Source organism: Mesorhizobium huakuii (genome assembly GCF_014189455.1).
Classification (GTDB): domain Bacteria; phylum Pseudomonadota; class Alphaproteobacteria; order Rhizobiales; family Rhizobiaceae; genus Mesorhizobium; species Mesorhizobium huakuii_A.
Map to the genome: position 1 here is coordinate 19111 of NZ_CP050297.1, position 16763 is coordinate 35873.

The following is a 16763-nucleotide window of genomic DNA, read 5'->3' on the forward strand; positions in this document are numbered from 1 at the left end:
GGCGGCGCTCACGGCCAAATTTCAGGTCGGCATCGAGGTTCACGGCGAATAGCTCCTCGCGCCCCAAAAAGTAATGTTCGCCACCGCTCCGCGTTTGGAGATGCGCCGCTCGAAAATATGAAATATGTAGGGGTCGCGCTGGCACAGATAGGCGCTGACCAGATGCACCACGCCGAACACGCCGAGACCGAGCATGAAGCTGCTTGTGGCGATAAAACCGATCACCGCCAGGATGCCGTTCAGCGCGAAAACCTCGTAGCGCACCCCCATTTCATCGGGGGGCGTGTCAGTGGCAGGCTGACCGGCTCGACATAGACTTCCTCGTCATCCATGTCTCAACTGCCTCCCGCGGTCGCGCGAACCGCATCCACCAACTGGGCAGCGCCGAAGATCAGAGCGATGCCAATGATGATGGAAAAAGCCATCATCCACGCCAGCCGGCCCGTCATGGCGAGGAAGCCGAGAAAACAGACCGCGATGATGGCGAATGAGCGCGCTATGTTGCCCTGCAGAACTCCGACGAACCACTCCAGTACGTTTTCGACCGGCGCGGCCGACTGGGCATACGCAGTGGCTGGCGCGAGCGCTATTCCGACCACTGAGGCCAAGGCCAGTTTTAGGGCAAACATGCCCGCTTTCCTGTATTCCACCGTTGGCTCCTTTCAGTTGCCGAAATCCATGACATGACCATCCTGCCAAGCGTCCTCGTTTGCTGGCGGAGCGTCCGCGAGCATTTCGGATTTGGTCAGGGCGGACTTCTTCACGACACCGCCGAACTTCCAGCGGTTCAAAATTTTCACGATGTATTCAGCCGTCTCCGGATTCACCGGAATGCCCTGCGCCTTGTAGACGCTGTTGGGCCCGGCGTTGTAAGCCGCAAGCATCAGCAGCGGATCCTGGAACTCGTCATAGAGTGACTTGAGATAGCGAAGGCCAGCCTGGACATTTGCCTGCGTATCGCAACGGTCCCGCACGCCGAGATCGGCCGCCGTGGCCGGCATCAGCTGCATGATCCCCAGGGCTCCGGCCTTAGACGGACCCTGACTGGCGCCGAGATCGCTTTCAGCCCATGCAATCGCCTCGGCCAGATCGGCGTCGAACCCTTCGTCTTGCGCGATCGAACGCACAAGTTGGGCGACCTCAGCACGATTTCCAGTCCTACACTCCCCCGGCCTTGGCGCCCCGACCGCGGCAATGGCTTTTGCCGGCGTTGCAAAGGCGACTGCTACGCGGTCTGATGCCAGGTCCCGGCCGGGCGCTTCCAACGGCATCGTAGCGCCACACAGGGTGAGCAGGAGAGCGAATCGAGTGTTCATACTGTCGCCAAAATTTAACACTTTACTATGGCTACACGCAGCCCTAGTAAAGTGTCAACACGATATGCGCCGCAGGGACGGATTTCGATGAAACAGACTGCCCTTTGCACCGTTTTGCTGCTCCAGGGTGCCGTGGCTTATGCTGCCGGCGCCGACGCCCCAAGTGCCTTCGCGCAGCCGTCGGAGCGCTACCTGCTCCAGTTTGCCAAGCCGGGCGAGAAGGTGTTCGTCTATGAACGCTACGATGGGAAAGGCGCGCTCTTTCAGCGCGACGCGGCCGCCCTCATCTCGCCGGTCAAGGTGCCGTCGGCGACCGAACGCGTCATCAACGGCGTGCCGTATCGACTGCGCGGCCTTGCGGCCTGCCCAAAACCGAAGATTACCTACAAAACCCAACAGTGGGACTGCACGCACGCCGCGCAGGACTATGAAGAAGGAATCTACAACGATCGTGCATCCGTCGTGCTTTGCAAAACACTTGTGCTGCAAAGCAAGAAGGGTGAACCCGATGCCGTGTCGTGTTTCTCTCTCGTGGGTGCGGGCAGCGCAAACGACCCGTACAACGTCGCCTACGACGATGACGAAATGGTCTTTTTCGACATGGCGGCAATCGGACGCAACAAGGACGGCAAGTCCCTGCGCCCCGACCTGGAGCACTCCGCCGAGCTCGGTGGACAGTTCCAGGAATGAAACAGGCGAGCTTTGCAGTGCTGGCCGCATTTTCCATGTGCGCATCGGCACAGGCGCAGGATGCCACCAACTCTAGGGTACCCACTCCCGTCGCGGTATCGAAATCGGCTCAACTGCTGACCGGAGATACCTGGCGTGACGGAGATCAGCTTTTCCGCCTCTATGGCGTCCAGTCATGTCTTCGCGGCACGTCAGCCGAAGAGCCAAATGGGAACAAAATCGATTGCGGGAACACCTCGCTGGCGCATCTGGCAGCCCTGTTCGATAGCGCCGCGGTTTCATGCCAGCCAATTGGCTACGCCCTAGACAAGGCGGTTTTTGTCGTTTGCGGTGCGCAGCTGAATGGCGAAACAATTGACGTTGGCACCGCGCTCATAGCGACCGGATACGCGTTTGCCGCAACAACAGCAAAGGGCAAAGCCGTCAATGAGAACTACCTTGTCGCGAAATCAACGCTAAGATGAAACGCACAGGCCTGTGGGGCACGACGTTTCAGCATCCTGTGCAACTGCTGCTGAGCCAAGGGTCGGAGAGTCCACAATGAAACACGACGATGAGGCGCACAAATATTACTATCCCGTGGAAGGACGCACCGACGGCGCCATCGGCGATGCTATCGCATTCATCGCGATCATCTTGGTGCCGGCGGGAATCTACGTGGCCTGGAATACCGTGGCCTCATGGATTTCGGCACTCTTCTCCTAGGACTGCAGTTTCGTGAAGGAACCGAGCAACGCGCGCAAATCGTCGACGTCAATCTCGCACCAGCCATGAGCCGTCAGCCGTTGGAAATAAGCAGCCTTCATTTTCATCTCAACGACATCGGCCACCGGCGCAGCGGCCGCGCGCCGGCGCGCGATAGCCTCTTCCGCCATGACCGAATCCAATCGCCGGCCGATCAGGGTCGCGTCCGGCCCTTCGGCCCCCATCCATCGCTTGCCGAGACGTTCAACGATGGCGACTGCCTGACGATGCGCCGCGAGCAGAGTCGCGACCGCATCGGCCTCTTCCATCACTCCGTTGTTACAGACAACTTGAATGGGCATCGTCCTGCTCCTGGCGGATATCGGTCAGATACAGATACCTGTGGAACAGAGGAAAACTAGGGATGGTCCCATCCCTAGTTTGAAGCGACCAATTCTGAAATACAGGGCGGGGGGCGGCTGCGTAGAAGGATTGGCTTCCGATGTTTCGTGCCCTGGTGGTCGAAGACCAGACGCTTATGCGTCTGGCTCTGATGAATGAAGTGCAGGCGAGCTTCGAAAAATGCGTCGTCCTGGGCGCGGAAACGCTGACGATCGCTACTGCTGAGCTTCAAAACAATCATTTCGATCTGGTCGTCATCGACCCTGGCTTGCCCGGCTTTGATCCCACCTCACAGGGCGATCGCGTCGCAGTCGTCGATAGGATCATCGAAGCTTCACCCAGTGCAATCCATGTTGTCGTCACCGGTTCCGACAATCGTTGCGAGGCAGATGGTTTCCGCCGAATCGGCGCCGCCGCATATCTCGGCAAAACCGGCCTTGCGCCCGGCGTATTCAGCGAAGTGCTGGACGATATTTCCACCAAGGGATTTTCCTTGCGCCTGTCGCGGGCTGTCATGACCAAACCCGATTACCGATTTTCAGCCCTTACACCGCGCGAGCAGGAGGCCATAGACATGATGGCGCACCGCGCACCTGGCGTGAAACGCACGGAGATATTTTCTCTCATGGCCGATCGCCTCGCCATTGCGCCTGGCTCGGCCGAGAAATACTACAAGCAGGCTCGCGCCAAGCTCATGCGGCAAGGCCATCGGCTCCCGCGGGGGCTGTGAGCCAATGGAGCCCATGATCGTCCATGGAATCAAGGTTCCTGTGGCACCACAGGAGGTTTCGCCGGTTATCTGGAGAGCCCTTCAAAGCCAGAGCTATGAGGCTAAGGAAGCGAAGTGGATCTTCAGGGCGGTCAAGGCGCGCGATCGCGTACTGGAGCTAGGGTCGGGTATCGGCATCATCACCGCACTGATCGCTAAAATTCCCGGCGTTCAGGTGTGGGCTTTTGAAGCAAACCCCGCAACGGCGGAGCTAGCGATGCGCGTGATAGCAGCCAACGATCTCGACAATGTCACATATTCCCAGGGTATCCTCACAGCGGGCCCGCCGCGGTCCTTCACCTTCTACGTTCGCCGCGACCTTTGGATGTCTTCCACGGACAAAGACCAAGGACCCTACGAGCGCGAACTTTCGATCGTCTCGGCCGACGTCGATCGTTTCATCACCGATCATCGAATAAACGCCCTCGTCATGGACATTGAAGGTGCTGAGAAAGAACTTCTGCAGGATGCCCAGCTGCCCGGCGTCGAGCGCATCTTTCTTGAGCTGCACGACCATCTCTATGGCCTTGACGGCATCCGCAACATCACGCTTGCCCTGGCAAAAAAGGGATTTGCCTACGATCCGCGCGGCTCACGAGGACCTTGCGTGCTCTTCGCCAAGAACGATGGACCCCGCGAATACGAGGATGTGGAAGATGTTGCGTAATGCTCTCGCCGTCATATTTGCCGTGGCCCTTCCGCTCGCCAGCGCCGCCGAGGAAATTCCGCTCGATCCCAACGAACTGTCGGTTCAAGACGCCAGCGGCAAGACCATCGCGGTCTTTTCGGTGAAGCAGCTGCGGGCAGAGTTTCCGCAACAGACCTATGACACGCGTACACCCTGGACGAGCGACAGCGAAAAAATCGATTATCGTGGGCCGCTGCTTGCAAACGTGCTTGCCAAGGCTGGAATCACCGCCGCGCAGGAGGTGAAAGTTGTCGCCTATGACAACTTCGTTTCCGATATTCGAATGGACGAAATCCGGTCCTATAATCCGATCCTGGCGGTCGAGCGTCGTTGCAACGAGAACGACAAGGCCGGCTCGCTTTGCCCCCCGGGCCAGGATTTCCGCCCGATCAGCATGGTAGAGAAAGGCCCCATCTTCATTGTTTGGCCCTTCGACCAGTTGCCTGCTTCATATGTTCCCGCAAGAAACTCGATCTGGGTGTTTTTCCCAGTCATCCTGCGCGCCACGCAATGAAGTTCTTCAACGGCCGTTTGTTCACTGTTCTGCCGTATCTCGGTATGGCGGCGGCGCTTGGCCTGAGTGCGTGGACATTCATCCAATCGAACTGCTACCGTCAGGAGACGGATGCCATCCTCAATCAGACTTTCGAGATTCAGTGGCGCGCGGCGCAGATTCGCGAGCGCCTTATAAGGGTGTATGGCTATCTTCGCATTGCCGACCAGTCGGGCAAGCTTGATGCCGACATCGATCGGCAAATGGCGCTGGTGAGCGTCAACGTCGCGCAGTTGGAAAACTTACCCTATCTGAACCGCTTTTTTCCCGATCATGACGCCGCACTCCTGGGCGGGATTCGCCAGACCCTCGAACAGAAAATCGCACCCCTTGTGTCGGCGCGCAAAAACTACACTCAGGCTATTGCCGACATGGCCAAGCTGGAACAGTCAATTTACGAGATCTCCAGCTCCACCGTTGATCACAGCGCCACCTTGCAGCAGACCGCCAGCATCGACATTGCCGCCTCACGCAACTGGTTCATCTTCGCCATCGCGCTTGGCCTCGGTGCCACCTTCTATCTCGTTATCCATCAGCGCTATGCTCTGGCCAACCGCCGCGACCAGCATATGCGCTCGTTCGCGTCGCTCTTTGCGCATACGACCCGATCTCGTGTTACAGCCCTGAGGCTGTTCCTTGAGCATTCACAGCCAGATAGGCAGCCGAGCAGCGAGATGCTCGAGGCGGCGCGCAGCGCCGCAACGGAACTGGAATCGATCACCAATAGTGTGCTCCAAATCGCCTATGCGCCACAAGATTCCAGCACTATGCCGCTCGGCCGACTCCTAGAAGATATAATGGGAGAGCGCAGCGGTTTGGTGCAAATCCGGATCGATTCCAAAGCGCATTTGCACCCCGTGCCCTCGGCGCCGTTCGGGTTGGTGGTGAACGAACTGATCGAAAACGCTCTGGCAGCTTCGTCGGGCGTCAAAGACGCCCGAGTTCTTGTCTCCGCGACGGTCAAGCGACACCCATTCCTCCCGCGCACCTATCTAGTGCTTGAAGTGGCCGACAAGGGCTCAGGCATGCCGCCCGCGATCGCTGCAAAAGCAACCAACCCTTTCTTTTCAACGCGAGCCGGGAACCATACTGGCCTTGGCCTGACCGCATGTTCGCAGATGGTCTCGACGCTCAGAGGAAAGCTCATCATCAACAGCGCTCCCGGCGTCGGTACAACCGTAGTGGTCAGAATCCCGCTGGCCTCCGCCGCAGCTAGTTTTTGGCAATCATTTCGCAAGTACGGGCGAACGAAGGAACACTCGTGGGGCGGCTAGGTGTCAGTTCCCCTCGATCTGGACCCGAAATGCACGGTCTGCGCGAGCACCGTCAGAGCCTGCCAGGTCATTCCGTACTCTCCGCTAGAAGGGTAATGACGCTGGATCCTCGCGAATGGAAGCCTACCTCCCTGGCTGATCGGAAACAGGTAGATCAGCTGTTGGCGGGATTTTTTCCGAAAAGAGGAAGGTCGCTGGATCAAGTTTCAACGCCTTGGCTATCGCGGCAATCGTGTCCACGCTGATGTTGCCGCTCGCGCGTTCCAGTTTCGTGAATGTCGCCTCCGCCACACCGATGAGTTCGGCCATCTCATAGCGGTGCAAAGTACGTCGTTGTCGCTCAAAATCGATGATGTGCGCCAGCCGCTTGCGGATCGCATTGTCGTCCAACCGATGCGCCCATTCCGGAACTTTCTTACCGCCGGCGAGCATTTCTGCAAAAGACACTTGCAAGCCGTTTGCCATGATCTGCAGCGTCGTCAACGTGACATTATTTTTCTGACGCACAGTCTGAATGTAGGTTCGATAGGCCAGTTTTTCGCCCTCGGCGGTCCGGAAACAGTTCGGCCATGTGCATATGGGATAGGCCGCGTCTGGCTCTCTCCCGCTCAAGCGTCAATGCAATGTTGGCGCGCAACGGGTTGTTGACCAGGCCCGCGTCGTCTCGGTTCATAAATCGGTGTAGTCGCACAAACCTGCCTTTTCGATCTGTCCTTTTTGCGCGGATCATCCATAGTAAACTATCAAAATCCGCAGCGAGGAAAAGGCTATGACCATGCTCAAATTCCTTTTGGTGGGTGCCGTCGCCATCGCGGGCGCCGCAGCTCTTCCATCCCAATCGAAAGCGTCGGAATGGGGCTGTCAGGTCCTCCTATGTCTGTCCGGCGACTGGCAAGGCACCCCCTCGTGCCACCCGCCAATTTACAAGTTGATTGCGGCGATGGAAGCCCCGGGTTTTAACTGGCCGACCTGTCCCCAAGCAAACTCCAGCGCCGCGAAATACGAGAAGTATGAGGATTGTCCGTCTGGCTGGCAAGCAGTTGGCGCCAACTCCGACCGGCCCGGAATGGGGCAAGAACGGAATATCTGCCGCATCGCGACCGAGAGGCTCACATTGCCCGTCACTTTGATGAATAGTCGCCTCGGCCAGAATCATGACAACGGATCTCGACAGGCCCAAATCGAAATCAACGGCAAATTAGTGACGGCAAAAATCCAGACAACGGGCAACGACAAAGAGCATTCCCTTGGTAATGGCCCCACCTACTACACCATCTCTCGGCCGATGCGCGGAAAGCCGTGGGTCATCGAGTATGACGACGCGAACGGCATGCGCCAGAAAAGCTGGTTCAATCTCAACATGCCATAAGCCAGGCGATCACGCAGGACGAGGCACTATGAGGGTCACAATTCAGGGAGGTTTGTAGTGTTCAAGGCGCTTCTCCTGTCCACTATGATTATGAACACAGGCGCAGTGTTGGCGGCGGCTGGTCAGAGCGACAGGCCGCGATCAAGCATCGACAATCCTATGTGGCCCGCTTCACTGAAATGGGACTGCAAGACCGCTGCCAAAATCGTGTGTGAGCGTGATGGCAGTTGCTCAGTGGCTGAGGACCACACTGGATTTGTGCTGAACTACGGCAGCAACGAAGCTGAGTTTCCGGCCAGCAATGTCAGGATCAAACGCCACTTTCAACAGACCGTGCAGGGGAGCCCTTTGCAGCAGGAAGTTAAAGTTGAACTGGCCGACAATCGCGTTCTTTGGCTGACCGCCGTGGATGCCAGCCGCACTTATTCGGAAGCGTGGGTCGGTGCACTGAGCGAGTTGAAGGGTGGCGCGGTACTGATGGAATCCGAGGGAGTCTATTGCATGCCGCACAAATGAGCGCGCCGAGAGGGGAGGCGAGCGAAGGCCGATATGGTCTGACCCCGGCGTTTCAGAAAAGGTCAGGGGCTTCCCGTCCAATTTCATCAGACGATCGATCTGTCGAACCGAGACGTCGAGTAAGCATGGCGCAATCCGTGGGTGTTGCGGAGCCCCGCCTTGAGCGTCTGGTACTCGAACCGCTTGAGCTGTTCGACGTTGCTCATTTGCGCGGGGATCAGAGACCCCCGGCCGGGAACAAGGCGCATGACGTGTTCGAGGACCTGTCGCTGCTCGAGCGTGGTCACCGGCACGGTTCGAGCCCGGCCCCCTTTCGTCCAGTTCGCCTGGAGAGCGATATGGTCCGCCCTGACGGCCGCTTGCGGTTGGAACTTCATCGCTTCTTCGCGCCGCAGGCCAAACGCCGCCTGGAGCAGAACGGAGGCCTTGATATGGGACACTCGATCTTGCCGTACTTGGCGTGGTCGAGGATCTGGGCGCGGTTGCGCGCGACTTCGCCACGTTCGGCGACGCCGTACGCGGCGTTGTTGCGGTTGACGATCTCCGCCCACCAGCGCAGCCAGGTGAGGCGGTTGCGGACACTGTCGTCCGAGGTGTCGGAATCGAGCCATCTTTCGACGAGGGCCTCAACGTGCTTGGGTTTGAGGGAACCGGCGGACGGCAGCTTGTAGCCGAGGTCCGCGAGGTCATTTGCCATTGCGGTCAGGCCGCGCCGGCGGTTGTTTTGGGTCCCATAAGAGCCGTCCCTATTGCGTTGGCACAGCCGCACCAGGTCCATGGTCAGATCGTCCGTCTTGCTCTCTTCCTTAAGTTGAGTGTTGATTGCCGCGCCGTAATCCGATCAGCAACTCCACAAGGTGCCGTCAGCCAGAACGATCGCGCGGCTGATGACGACGGCCCATGATCATCTGAGCAAAGCCGACACGGTCATGATCGCCGCCATCGAGGCGGGCGTGCCCCTGCTGGTGGAAGCACGCAACCTGATCGCCGGTTTCCATTCCATGATCCGCAAGAAGCTTGCCGATGATCTCGAGCCGTGGATCGCCGACGCCGGCAAAAGCCTCATCGCGTCTTTCGCCAAGGGCATTATTCGTGACCATGCTGCCGTCCGCGCCGCGATCACCGAACCATGGTCCAACGGTCAAACAGAGGGACAGATCACCAAGCTCAAGCTTGTGAAACGGCAGATGTATGGACGCGGAAAGCTCGACCTCCTGCAAGCCAGGCTGATCGGTGCCGTATGATCCCGAACTTCATCGAGAGTGCGTCAGACCCCAATTTGCACTCTGCCCAAAGCCGGACTGTCTAATGCGAGACAATAATCCCTCGTGCCGCCAGCAAGTCCTCGACCATTCGCAAACTGAGAGGAAACCGGAAATACAGCCAGACAGCATGGGCGATGATCTCGGGAAGCGATGGCGCGGCGGTAGAGTGGGTCACGCTCTGTCATAGCCCGTCATCGCACACATCAGTATCCACGCTTCATTAAGTTGACGATGCCGTTTAGACTCGGAGCTGATTCTTCCCGGTTTATCACCAGGATTTGGCTCGCGACCCGGCACCGCGGTTCGTCTTTGTGCGGCGAATCCTCCTGTGTCATCCAGGCCGGATCAACTCGGCCATCAGGCTTCTCACGACTTTATGCATGCGATTCCCACTTTTATTAGCATTCGGCGCGAACCCGCACCCTGCACCAAACCTGCGAAAGAACCCTTGATTGTTGCCGCCTAAAGCTTATCGTCCTCGACTTGAGCGTTCTCTGCTTCTCGTGGAAGACGCTAAATCCGCTCGTGCGTTACTGCCGGCCAGCAAAGGCTGCGGGTCGGCGGTGAGGGTGTCGAGGGGCGGCGGCCGTTCCCCTTCACTCAATGGTGCCGCCGGCGCCTGGATGGTTTCCACGACGCCGCCCCCGCAATCGTAGCCGTTGTGATGATCATCGTGCATGCGCTGCGCTGTTGGGGACATGCTGATGGCGGTGCCGGAAGCACCGGAGACATGTGATATCTCGGCAGCGGGCAGAGCGGCTTCTCTCTCCCTGCTGCACAGGAAAGCGTAGAGCTCCTTCACGCAAGTGCCGACGTTCTTCTTGTCTTTTTTAAAGGGCGGGACCACCCTGATATCAGCCTGTTGGTAGTCTGGCCTGCGCTTTTCAAACATCTCTTCGAGCTGCTGCTTTATGTCGGGGCCTTTCAGCAGCGGCCGGCCGGTATCGCCCGTGAGGCGCTCTTGCAGGTCGAGGCGCCTGCCGATCTCTTGCAGTTCGGTGTTGAGCCAGATCGACACCGCCTTCTCGCGGATCAGGTCTCGATTGTGCTGCTTGACAAAGCCGCCGCCGCCGGTTGCGATGACCATGGGCCCTTTCTTCAGCTGTTCGGCGAGCTCTCTAGTCTCCAGCTCCCTGAAGTACGGCTGGCCATGGCGCTCGAACATATCCTTAATATTGCCGTGCTGGGTGACGATAAGCTTATCGATGTCGACAAACTCCACCCCCAGCTCCTTGGCAAGCCGGGGGCCGATGGTCGACTTGCCGCTCGCCGGCATGCCGACGAGCACGACCGGCCGCGTACCGAGGGCCGCGAGGATCTCGCCGGCTTGCGGCGAGTGAGCGACCGCAATCTGTTGTCTTGCGACGGTGAGCGGCCTGGAGGTCCCTGCCGCCCTCGACCTGCTTTCTCCTGACGAGCCCCAGTGTAATATCTCCCAGGCACCAGGGGGAATGGGGACCAGCTCGCATTCGCTCTGCGCGCGCTGCGCGAGCTCGGCCCGGTAACTGGCCGGCGTATGGAACTCGACCTCGAAGCGATAGTTCTGCGCGGTTTTGAACGCCGTGTGAACGCCGCGTAACCGCGGCGTGTCGCTCCTCAGGAACCAGTTGGTGGTCTCGACCTCGCTGCAGTCCCGCGCCTCGAAGGCCAGTGCCGCCTTCCTGAAGGCGCGCGTAAAAGCCCCGTCCGGGATCTCGAAGACATGGCGCACGGCATTGGTGACCAGTTGGGCCTCCGGCGCCGCGCTCACGCTCTGGCCGGTGAGCTCGTCGGCCATCGAGACCTGCCCGCGCAACCGTTGGTCAAGATGCGGCATGTTTACCTCGATGCCGGCCTGCCGCAAAAACTCGGCAACCGCATGCACAGTTTCGGTAATCGCGCTTTCTTGCGCTTCGGCGGGGGCGGCTTCGAGACTGGCGCGCTCCAGGGCCTGTTCGCTGCTCAGCGTTATCCTGCTGGCGGGGTCGTCGTCGGCCGAGATTGCTAAGGCGCTGGGCAGGATGTCCCTTTCGACGGCGACTCCAATCGAGGCCTCCATGACCGAGGCCGCCAGCGTGGGGTTGTCCTCCAGATCCGCCAGGCGGCCATCGATGTCGAACCGGCCCTGGTAAAGATTTTTCACCTGCGCCTTGGCATAGGGCGCCGGTTTGTAGCCCGGCCCCAGCTGCAAGAGCCGCTGCAATTCGGGGGTTTTTTCCATGAACACCCGCGCACCGGTATCGGACTTGTAGGCATCCGTGCCAACCTTGATGCCGACACTCAACAAATTGATGGCGCTTTCATGCAGATCGTCCGGGTTGTAGCCGTCGGGCCGCGGATCGATGCGCGGCTTGTAGTGGTTGAGCAGGAAGTCGATGCGCTTCCTGGCGTCAGCGGTTGCCGGATAGGAATCGCTGAGTTCCGGGAAGAGCACACCGGCGTCGGCGCTGACGGCAGGCTTCGCGCCGGTTGAGGCCACGGATCGCGCCAACTGCTGCTTGACGTCCGACTGCTCATGAGCCGGCTCGCTATTGAGCTGCAGGTTCCAGTCCTGGAGCTCGGCCACCAGCAAGGCGGCCAGTTCGCAGGCCACCGGATGCCTGGCGGCCTGGCGGCCTTCCTCCGCCCTGTCGATGAGCTCATGGAGGGTCTGGCCATCCGGCCGATCTTCGTGCAACAGGGCGCGGATGTCGGTCATGAGCTCATGACGAATGCCCTCGTAAGTGCCGAAGACGGCACGCTCGGCAAACCGGCGTTGCGCCTCCAGCGGCTGCGCCAAAAGTTGCGCTGCAGGGTGCTGTAGGTCTCCAGCACCAGCCCGGTGGCCGACAGGATCTGCTTGGACCGGCTGAACTGGTAGCTGCCGTTCTCAATGGCCGGCGTGTGCGACTTCGGCGGCTTCATCGGGGCGATGCCGCGCGCCTGCAGCTGCGCGTCGAACTGGCGCACATGCTCGTAAAGGCGAGGCCGGTCCCCGATGATGACGACGGTGTCGCCGTCAAAATCGCCGTCGAGCATTTTTTGTTCGGCGCTCGGAACCGCAACCAAAGAGCCGGGCGCGAACACCTCCGTCGCCTGCAGGATACCGACGCAGTCGAGCGCGGTGTCGGCCTTGACCCGGTCCTTTTCCTCCAGCCAGCGCGAATGGCACTTTACGTCCTCGGCAGACATCACCACCCCGCGCTCGGCGAAGTCCGCCGGCCACATTGCGTCAGGCACAACGATCAAGATGCCTTTGGCAAAGAAGGTCGGATCGTCGGCGGCAAGCTCAGCCCCCGACCTGTGCGCGACGTTGAAGCTGTATTGGAAGGCCACGCACTGATCCAGGAACGCCGCGGTCCGATCGCCATCGCGGGCCGACCTGACCCGGTCGGCGCCGAACGGGCGCAGGTTGGGCTTGTCATAGGGGGCGCGTCCGACAAGCACGCCAGCCTCACCGGTCAAGGTCGTGCTTTTGCCCGTCGGCACATGCAGGCATTCGTCGCTGGACGGCACGGCGATAGCGCTCGAACCCTCGATACGCCCGCCCGTGACCGTCCGGTACAGCTCCTCGGCGTTGAGGCTTTGATTGGGTTTGAGCCAAGCCAGCGCCTTCTCGCGGGCCTCCTGTGCCACCTCGACGCTGCGCGGATAATGTTGCAGCGCCGAGGGCGGTACCGCCGATTTATCGCCAAAGGCAGGCAACTGCTCGGGGGCATCGTGGCGAGCCCGGGCGATGGCCGGCATGCGCTCAGCCAGCGAGGCCTTGATGAAGCCGCAGCCGTCATGCGGCCGCAAGGAGATCTCGCCGTCTCGCCCCTCGAACCGGAAGGGATGCACTTCGCCTGCGGGGCGGTCGGGCAGAAGGGACAGCTTGAAGCACCCTTCCAGCGCATAATCCTGCGGGCGAACGTCGGGCATGCTCGGCGGCGCGGCAAATCCGCGGCGCTGGGTATAGTAATAGGCTTCCTTGAACGGCGCCCAGGCCCGCGACAGCTGCTCAAAGGCCGTACCCGGAGCCGTCTCGGCATAGGGGATCGCCAAAAGCTGGCCGCTAGGGGCCTCTGAGGTCGCGCGGGGCAGCTGAGAGGCAAGCTGGTTCAGGCTCTTTTTCGGCGGCTTCAGTTTGCTGCCGCCGAACAGGTCCATGCGGTAGGGCACGCCCTTCACGGCGAACGTGCGTGTCAGCATGGCGCTAGTCGGAGTTCCCTTTAGTTGCACCGCCACCACCTTCACCGCGCCCGAGGTCAAGCGGTGGAAAATGGAATAGCGCAACTCGGCTTCGCTGGTCAGCGGCCGGCCTTGCATGTCGACCACCTGCAGCCGCATCAGTCCGGAATCGCCTTGCGGCGGTCTCGGCTCGTTGTCCATGGCCTGAAGGACCCGATGGACATCGAAGCTGGCGGCTGCATGCTGGGCCTGGACCATCGATGCGTTCCGCGCAATGAAGGTGTCGAGCGCTTCGAGCGGCTCCTTCGCCTCGATCTCGGCGATCACGTTCCAGCCCATGTAGGAATTGTCGGCCTCGATGAGGCCGCGGGAACTTTCCAGCATCTGCCGGGTCTTGCCGTGCAGCTCGTCCCGCCTGGCCTGCAAGGCGGGCTTCTCGCCGTCGACATAGGGCTGATGGTAGAGCGTCTCCAGCACCACCCGGGTCCTGAGCACCTGCGAGATCGACAGCCCCGGGCGGCGGCTTGCATTGGCGCCGCTGGTTCGCTCGGCCTCGCCTGCATTGAGATGCGCCTCGATCTTAAGTTCCACCACCGGCTGGATGGCGTTGAGCAGGATCAGCGCCCGCTGACGGTGCCAGCGCAACGCCGTCTTCGGGCTGCGAACCAGTGGCAGCAGGGAGGAGCAAAGATTGCCCATCGTCTCGAGGTTGTTGTCGAGCTTAAACCCTGGAGCGGTACTTAACACCTCGAGCCTGGCCAGCCCCGGCCCTGCCAGCGCACCGAAATCGTCCATCAACTGCGCCTTGCCCAGCGCCTTGAATATAATCGCGATTTCAATGACATCGGCCTGCTGCAGCCGATCCTCGGCATATTGGAGGTAGTGCGCCAGCTGATGCAGCCGGTCCTTCAGCAAGGCGGGTTCGGCGACCTCGCCGGCGATCTCTCCCTCGTCGATACCCTGCGACAGACCGTTGGCGATCATGACTAGCGCACGCGTGCTGAAAGTACTGAAGCGACGGCCCTTGGAACCGAGCTCGCCGGCGATGGCAACGATCGCCTTGCGTGCTTTCTCTTCTTCCGGCCATTTGCCGAAACCGTTCACCAGATTGGCCAATTCTTGACCCGAGACTCCGTCGAGATTGCCGTCGCGGGCAACCACCTCGCCGGCGACGGCAAGCGTCGCTTCACGCGTCTCCTGCTGGTCCGGCCATCTGCTGAAGCGGTTCACCAAATCGGCCAACTCTGAATCCGAAAATCCGTCGAGATTGCCGTCGCGGGCAACCACCGCGCCGGCAATGGCAAGCGTCGCTTCGCGCGTCTTCTGCTGGTCCGACATTGCGTCGGAGATGCGGTGCGGGCCTCCTTCGCTATCAGGACGCCCTGCTTGTCCGACCAACTCTCCGGTGCTGCCCATATTCCCTCTCCGATCCAGCAAAACGCATCGTCTAAAGCCTGTCAACAACAGGGCATCATTGGTTTGAGTGCGGTCACGCGAGCCTGCAACGGCATGCTTGAAAGCCGCAGCATTCACGCAACGGCAACTGCCTCGACAACGCCGCAATGAAAAGCTTCTTCGCCACTCGATCGCTCCGACATCAGGCTGAAGCTCAAAGGGCTGAGCCCTGTACAAAACGCCCATAAATCACTATGAACCCTACCGCTTTACGGGGCGAATCTACGGTTTTTTCATTGCGGTACAGATTGAGCGATATCGATCAGGCAGCGTTCGAAATCCAGTTCAAAAGAGCTGTCTTCGGTTTGGCGCCGACCGAGAAATCGGCCACTTCGCCGCCCTTGAAGATCGCGAGCGTCGGAATGGAGCGCACGCCCAATTGGGCGGCGAGTTCCGGGTTTTCATCGATGTTGAGCTTGGCGACCTTGATCTTGCCTTCCATCTCGACGGAGATTTCCTCGAGGCTCGGAGCAATCATCTTGCAGGGATCGCACCATTCGGCCCAGAAATCGACGACGACGGGTGCCGCGGATTCCAGAACTTCCGACTGGAAGTTATTGATATCGACTTTCACGGTAGCCATGGCTGCTCCTTTGACCGAAGAAGTGACCGGAAATCCTGTGATAGGGTAGGATCAACATCAACATCTACCTAGGCTCGCCACAGTTCGCGTGTCGAGGCCAGCTCTGCTGCTTCGCGGCCGCTGCGGCTCGCTGGTGCTGCCGGACTCGCCCCCCCGACGCGACAGAAAGCCTTTCCGTTACGCTCGCTGGGAGATCCTGCGCTTTATCCTTATTCCTTTCTTAGTCAGCCCTCTGCAGAGTTTGAGCAAGTGACGTGAATGAACCTTTCAAATCCAACGACACTATGTAGATGTTCTTGATACGACTAAGTGTGGTATCCTTGACCGCAATCAAAAGGTCGTCGTTCGAGGGAAGTCTGGCGGCGTCGGAGCGTCGATTTGCGTTGAGTCGAAGCGCTGACAATCGTCTAGCGGAAGCATCGACTCCGTCAGCAGAAACCTCCGGATTCTCGACGTCGGACATATCATCATCGGCCATGTAAGCGATCCTTCAATAAACCTGGATACTCAGCTGCAATTTTTTTCGTTTGTTTTTCATCTCGGGACTTAACAGCTCTTAGCGATGCTATAAGCCGACGTTCACGAGATTCCAGAAACAGAATCGGATCGTCCATCGGTGCATAGTCGTCTGCATTAATGTCCAGAAGCGCACTCAGTTCACGTGATAGCCGAACGCTGTTTCCACTTTGACTGAGCCCCGAGTGAGATGATGTAAGTTTTCCGAGCGGCAAATGGACCTCCGTTCAATATCGAATGCGCCGATTGGAGCGTGTCCTTTAATGAATATCCAAAATTCTGAAGCGTCAACGTCGAAACGGGTTGCACTTGTAATGTGGATAGATCGGACATGCTGGACCTGGCTCCCAAGCATGGGATCTCCGAAGCGACGATCTACAATTGGAAGGCCAAATTCGGCGGCATGGACGTTTCCGAGGCGAAGCGGCTGAGGGCCTTGGAAGAGGAGAACGCGAAGCTGAAGAAGCTTCTGGCCGAGCAGATGCTCGACGCGGCCGCCCTTCGCGAGCTGCTTTCAAAAAATGTATGACCCGCCCCGCCCGTGCAAGGGTCGTT

At 59.5% G+C, this 16763-nt stretch carries 18 protein-coding genes and 4 pseudogenes; 11 read left to right on the forward strand and 11 right to left on the reverse strand.

The genetic code is table 11. The features are described 5' to 3' along the window. Window positions 1-39 precede the first annotated feature (39 nt). The 3 genes from HB778_RS34895 to HB778_RS34905 form a co-directional block, all read right to left on the reverse strand. Complete coding sequence (locus HB778_RS34895; RefSeq protein ID WP_183465434.1) at window positions 40-264, reverse strand: VirB3 family type IV secretion system protein; 225 nt, start codon at window positions 262-264, stop codon at window positions 40-42. Window positions 265-335: 71 nt separating this feature from the next. Further along, a complete protein-coding gene (locus HB778_RS34900; protein ID WP_183465435.1) occupies window positions 336-629 on the reverse strand; it encodes a TrbC/VirB2 family protein in 294 nt (97 codons plus the stop codon). 33 nt (window positions 630-662) lie between these two features. Continuing rightward, the gene (locus tag HB778_RS34905) at window positions 663-1127 is read right to left on the reverse strand and encodes a lytic transglycosylase domain-containing protein (RefSeq protein WP_183465436.1); all 465 of its coding nucleotides are present in this window, start codon (window positions 1125-1127) and stop codon (window positions 663-665) included. Between the two features lie 276 nt (window positions 1128-1403). On the opposite strand from HB778_RS34905, the gene HB778_RS34910 reads away from it, so the two are divergent. From HB778_RS34910 to HB778_RS34920, 3 genes are all read left to right on the forward strand, one after another. Beyond that, on the forward strand, window positions 1404-2006 hold the full coding sequence (locus tag HB778_RS34910) for a hypothetical protein (protein ID WP_183454803.1): 603 nt from the start codon (window positions 1404-1406) through the stop codon (window positions 2004-2006). Then, on the forward strand, window positions 2003-2470 hold the full coding sequence (locus tag HB778_RS34915; RefSeq protein ID WP_183465437.1) for a thermonuclease family protein: 468 nt from the start codon (window positions 2003-2005) through the stop codon (window positions 2468-2470). Before HB778_RS34910 ends, HB778_RS34915 begins: the two co-directional genes overlap by 4 nt. 76 nt (window positions 2471-2546) lie before the next feature. Further along, on the forward strand, window positions 2547-2711 hold the full coding sequence (locus HB778_RS34920) for a hypothetical protein (RefSeq protein ID WP_171026564.1): 165 nt from the start codon (window positions 2547-2549) through the stop codon (window positions 2709-2711). On the opposite strand, the gene HB778_RS34925 is transcribed toward HB778_RS34920, so the two are convergent. Further along, entirely contained in the window at window positions 2708-3052 is a 345-nt protein-coding gene (locus HB778_RS34925; protein WP_183465438.1) for a hypothetical protein, read from the reverse strand. The two genes, HB778_RS34920 and HB778_RS34925, sit on opposite strands and share 4 nt — an antisense overlap. A gap of 140 nt (window positions 3053-3192) precedes the next feature. Here HB778_RS34925 and HB778_RS34930 point away from each other — a divergent pair, with 140 nt between their 5' ends. Genes HB778_RS34930 through HB778_RS34945 form a run of 4 tightly spaced genes read left to right on the forward strand, consistent with a single transcriptional unit; the run spans window position 3193 to window position 6376 of the window. Then, window positions 3193-3822, forward strand: coding sequence for a response regulator transcription factor (locus tag HB778_RS34930; protein ID WP_183465439.1), 630 nt, complete (start codon window positions 3193-3195; stop codon window positions 3820-3822). Between the two features lie 4 nt (window positions 3823-3826). Continuing rightward, a complete protein-coding gene (locus HB778_RS34935; RefSeq protein WP_183465440.1) occupies window positions 3827-4528 on the forward strand; it encodes an FkbM family methyltransferase in 702 nt (233 codons plus the stop codon). Continuing rightward, entirely contained in the window at window positions 4509-5063 is a 555-nt protein-coding gene (locus tag HB778_RS34940; protein ID WP_183465441.1) for a hypothetical protein, read from the forward strand. The genes HB778_RS34935 and HB778_RS34940 overlap by 20 nt, the downstream gene beginning before the upstream one ends. Then, window positions 5060-6376 carry a sensor histidine kinase gene (locus HB778_RS34945; RefSeq protein WP_183465442.1) on the forward strand — a complete coding sequence of 439 codons (1317 nt, stop codon included), beginning with the start codon at window positions 5060-5062 and terminating at the stop codon, window positions 6374-6376. Before HB778_RS34940 ends, HB778_RS34945 begins: the two co-directional genes overlap by 4 nt. 123 nt (window positions 6377-6499) lie before the next feature. Here the strand turns inward: HB778_RS34945 and HB778_RS34950 are convergent, their stop codons facing one another. Then, window positions 6500-6859, reverse strand: a complete 360-nt coding sequence (locus HB778_RS34950) for a helix-turn-helix domain-containing protein (protein WP_244662054.1) — start codon at window positions 6857-6859, stop codon at window positions 6500-6502. Window positions 6860-7145: 286 nt separating this feature from the next. On the opposite strand from HB778_RS34950, the gene HB778_RS34955 reads away from it, so the two are divergent. Then, window positions 7146-7745, forward strand: a complete 600-nt coding sequence (locus HB778_RS34955; protein ID WP_183465443.1) for a hypothetical protein — start codon at window positions 7146-7148, stop codon at window positions 7743-7745. A gap of 57 nt (window positions 7746-7802) precedes the next feature. After that, window positions 7803-8261: a hypothetical protein gene (locus HB778_RS34960; RefSeq protein ID WP_183465444.1), complete on the forward strand. Its 459-nt coding sequence runs from the start codon at window positions 7803-7805 to the stop codon at window positions 8259-8261. 86 nt (window positions 8262-8347) lie between these two features. Here HB778_RS34960 and HB778_RS42050 read toward each other — a convergent pair whose 3' ends face one another. After that, the gene (locus HB778_RS42050; protein ID WP_244662055.1) at window positions 8348-8701 is read right to left on the reverse strand and encodes an integrase domain-containing protein; all 354 of its coding nucleotides are present in this window, start codon (window positions 8699-8701) and stop codon (window positions 8348-8350) included. Beyond that, window positions 8635-9039, reverse strand: a complete 405-nt coding sequence (locus HB778_RS42055) for a phage integrase N-terminal domain-containing protein (protein WP_244662056.1) — start codon at window positions 9037-9039, stop codon at window positions 8635-8637. Before HB778_RS42055 ends, HB778_RS42050 begins: the two co-directional genes overlap by 67 nt. Window positions 9040-9115: 76 nt before the next feature. Here HB778_RS42055 and HB778_RS34970 point away from each other — a divergent pair. Beyond that, a pseudogene (locus tag HB778_RS34970) lies at window positions 9116-9505 on the forward strand (transposase); the annotation flags it as partial. Between the two features lie 64 nt (window positions 9506-9569). On the opposite strand, the pseudogene HB778_RS34975 reads toward HB778_RS34970, so the two are convergent. The 4 genes and pseudogenes from HB778_RS34975 to HB778_RS34990 all read right to left on the reverse strand — a co-directional run. Further along, window positions 9570-9701, reverse strand: a pseudogene (locus HB778_RS34975) (IS6 family transposase); the annotation flags it as partial. A 294-nt stretch (window positions 9702-9995) separates the two neighbouring features. Beyond that, window positions 9996-15070 (reverse strand): annotated as a pseudogene (locus tag HB778_RS43605) (shikimate kinase). A 301-nt stretch (window positions 15071-15371) separates the two neighbouring features. Continuing rightward, window positions 15372-15692 carry a thioredoxin gene (gene trxA / locus HB778_RS34985; RefSeq protein WP_183465445.1) on the reverse strand — a complete coding sequence of 107 codons (321 nt, stop codon included), beginning with the start codon at window positions 15690-15692 and terminating at the stop codon, window positions 15372-15374. Window positions 15693-15912: 220 nt separating this feature from the next. Then, complete coding sequence (locus tag HB778_RS34990; protein ID WP_183465446.1) at window positions 15913-16170, reverse strand: hypothetical protein; 258 nt, start codon at window positions 16168-16170, stop codon at window positions 15913-15915. Window positions 16171-16545: 375 nt separating this feature from the next. On the opposite strand from HB778_RS34990, the pseudogene HB778_RS34995 reads away from it, so the two are divergent. Continuing rightward, window positions 16546-16734 (forward strand): annotated as a pseudogene (locus tag HB778_RS34995) (transposase); the annotation flags it as partial. Between the last annotated feature and the right edge of the window lie 29 nt (window positions 16735-16763).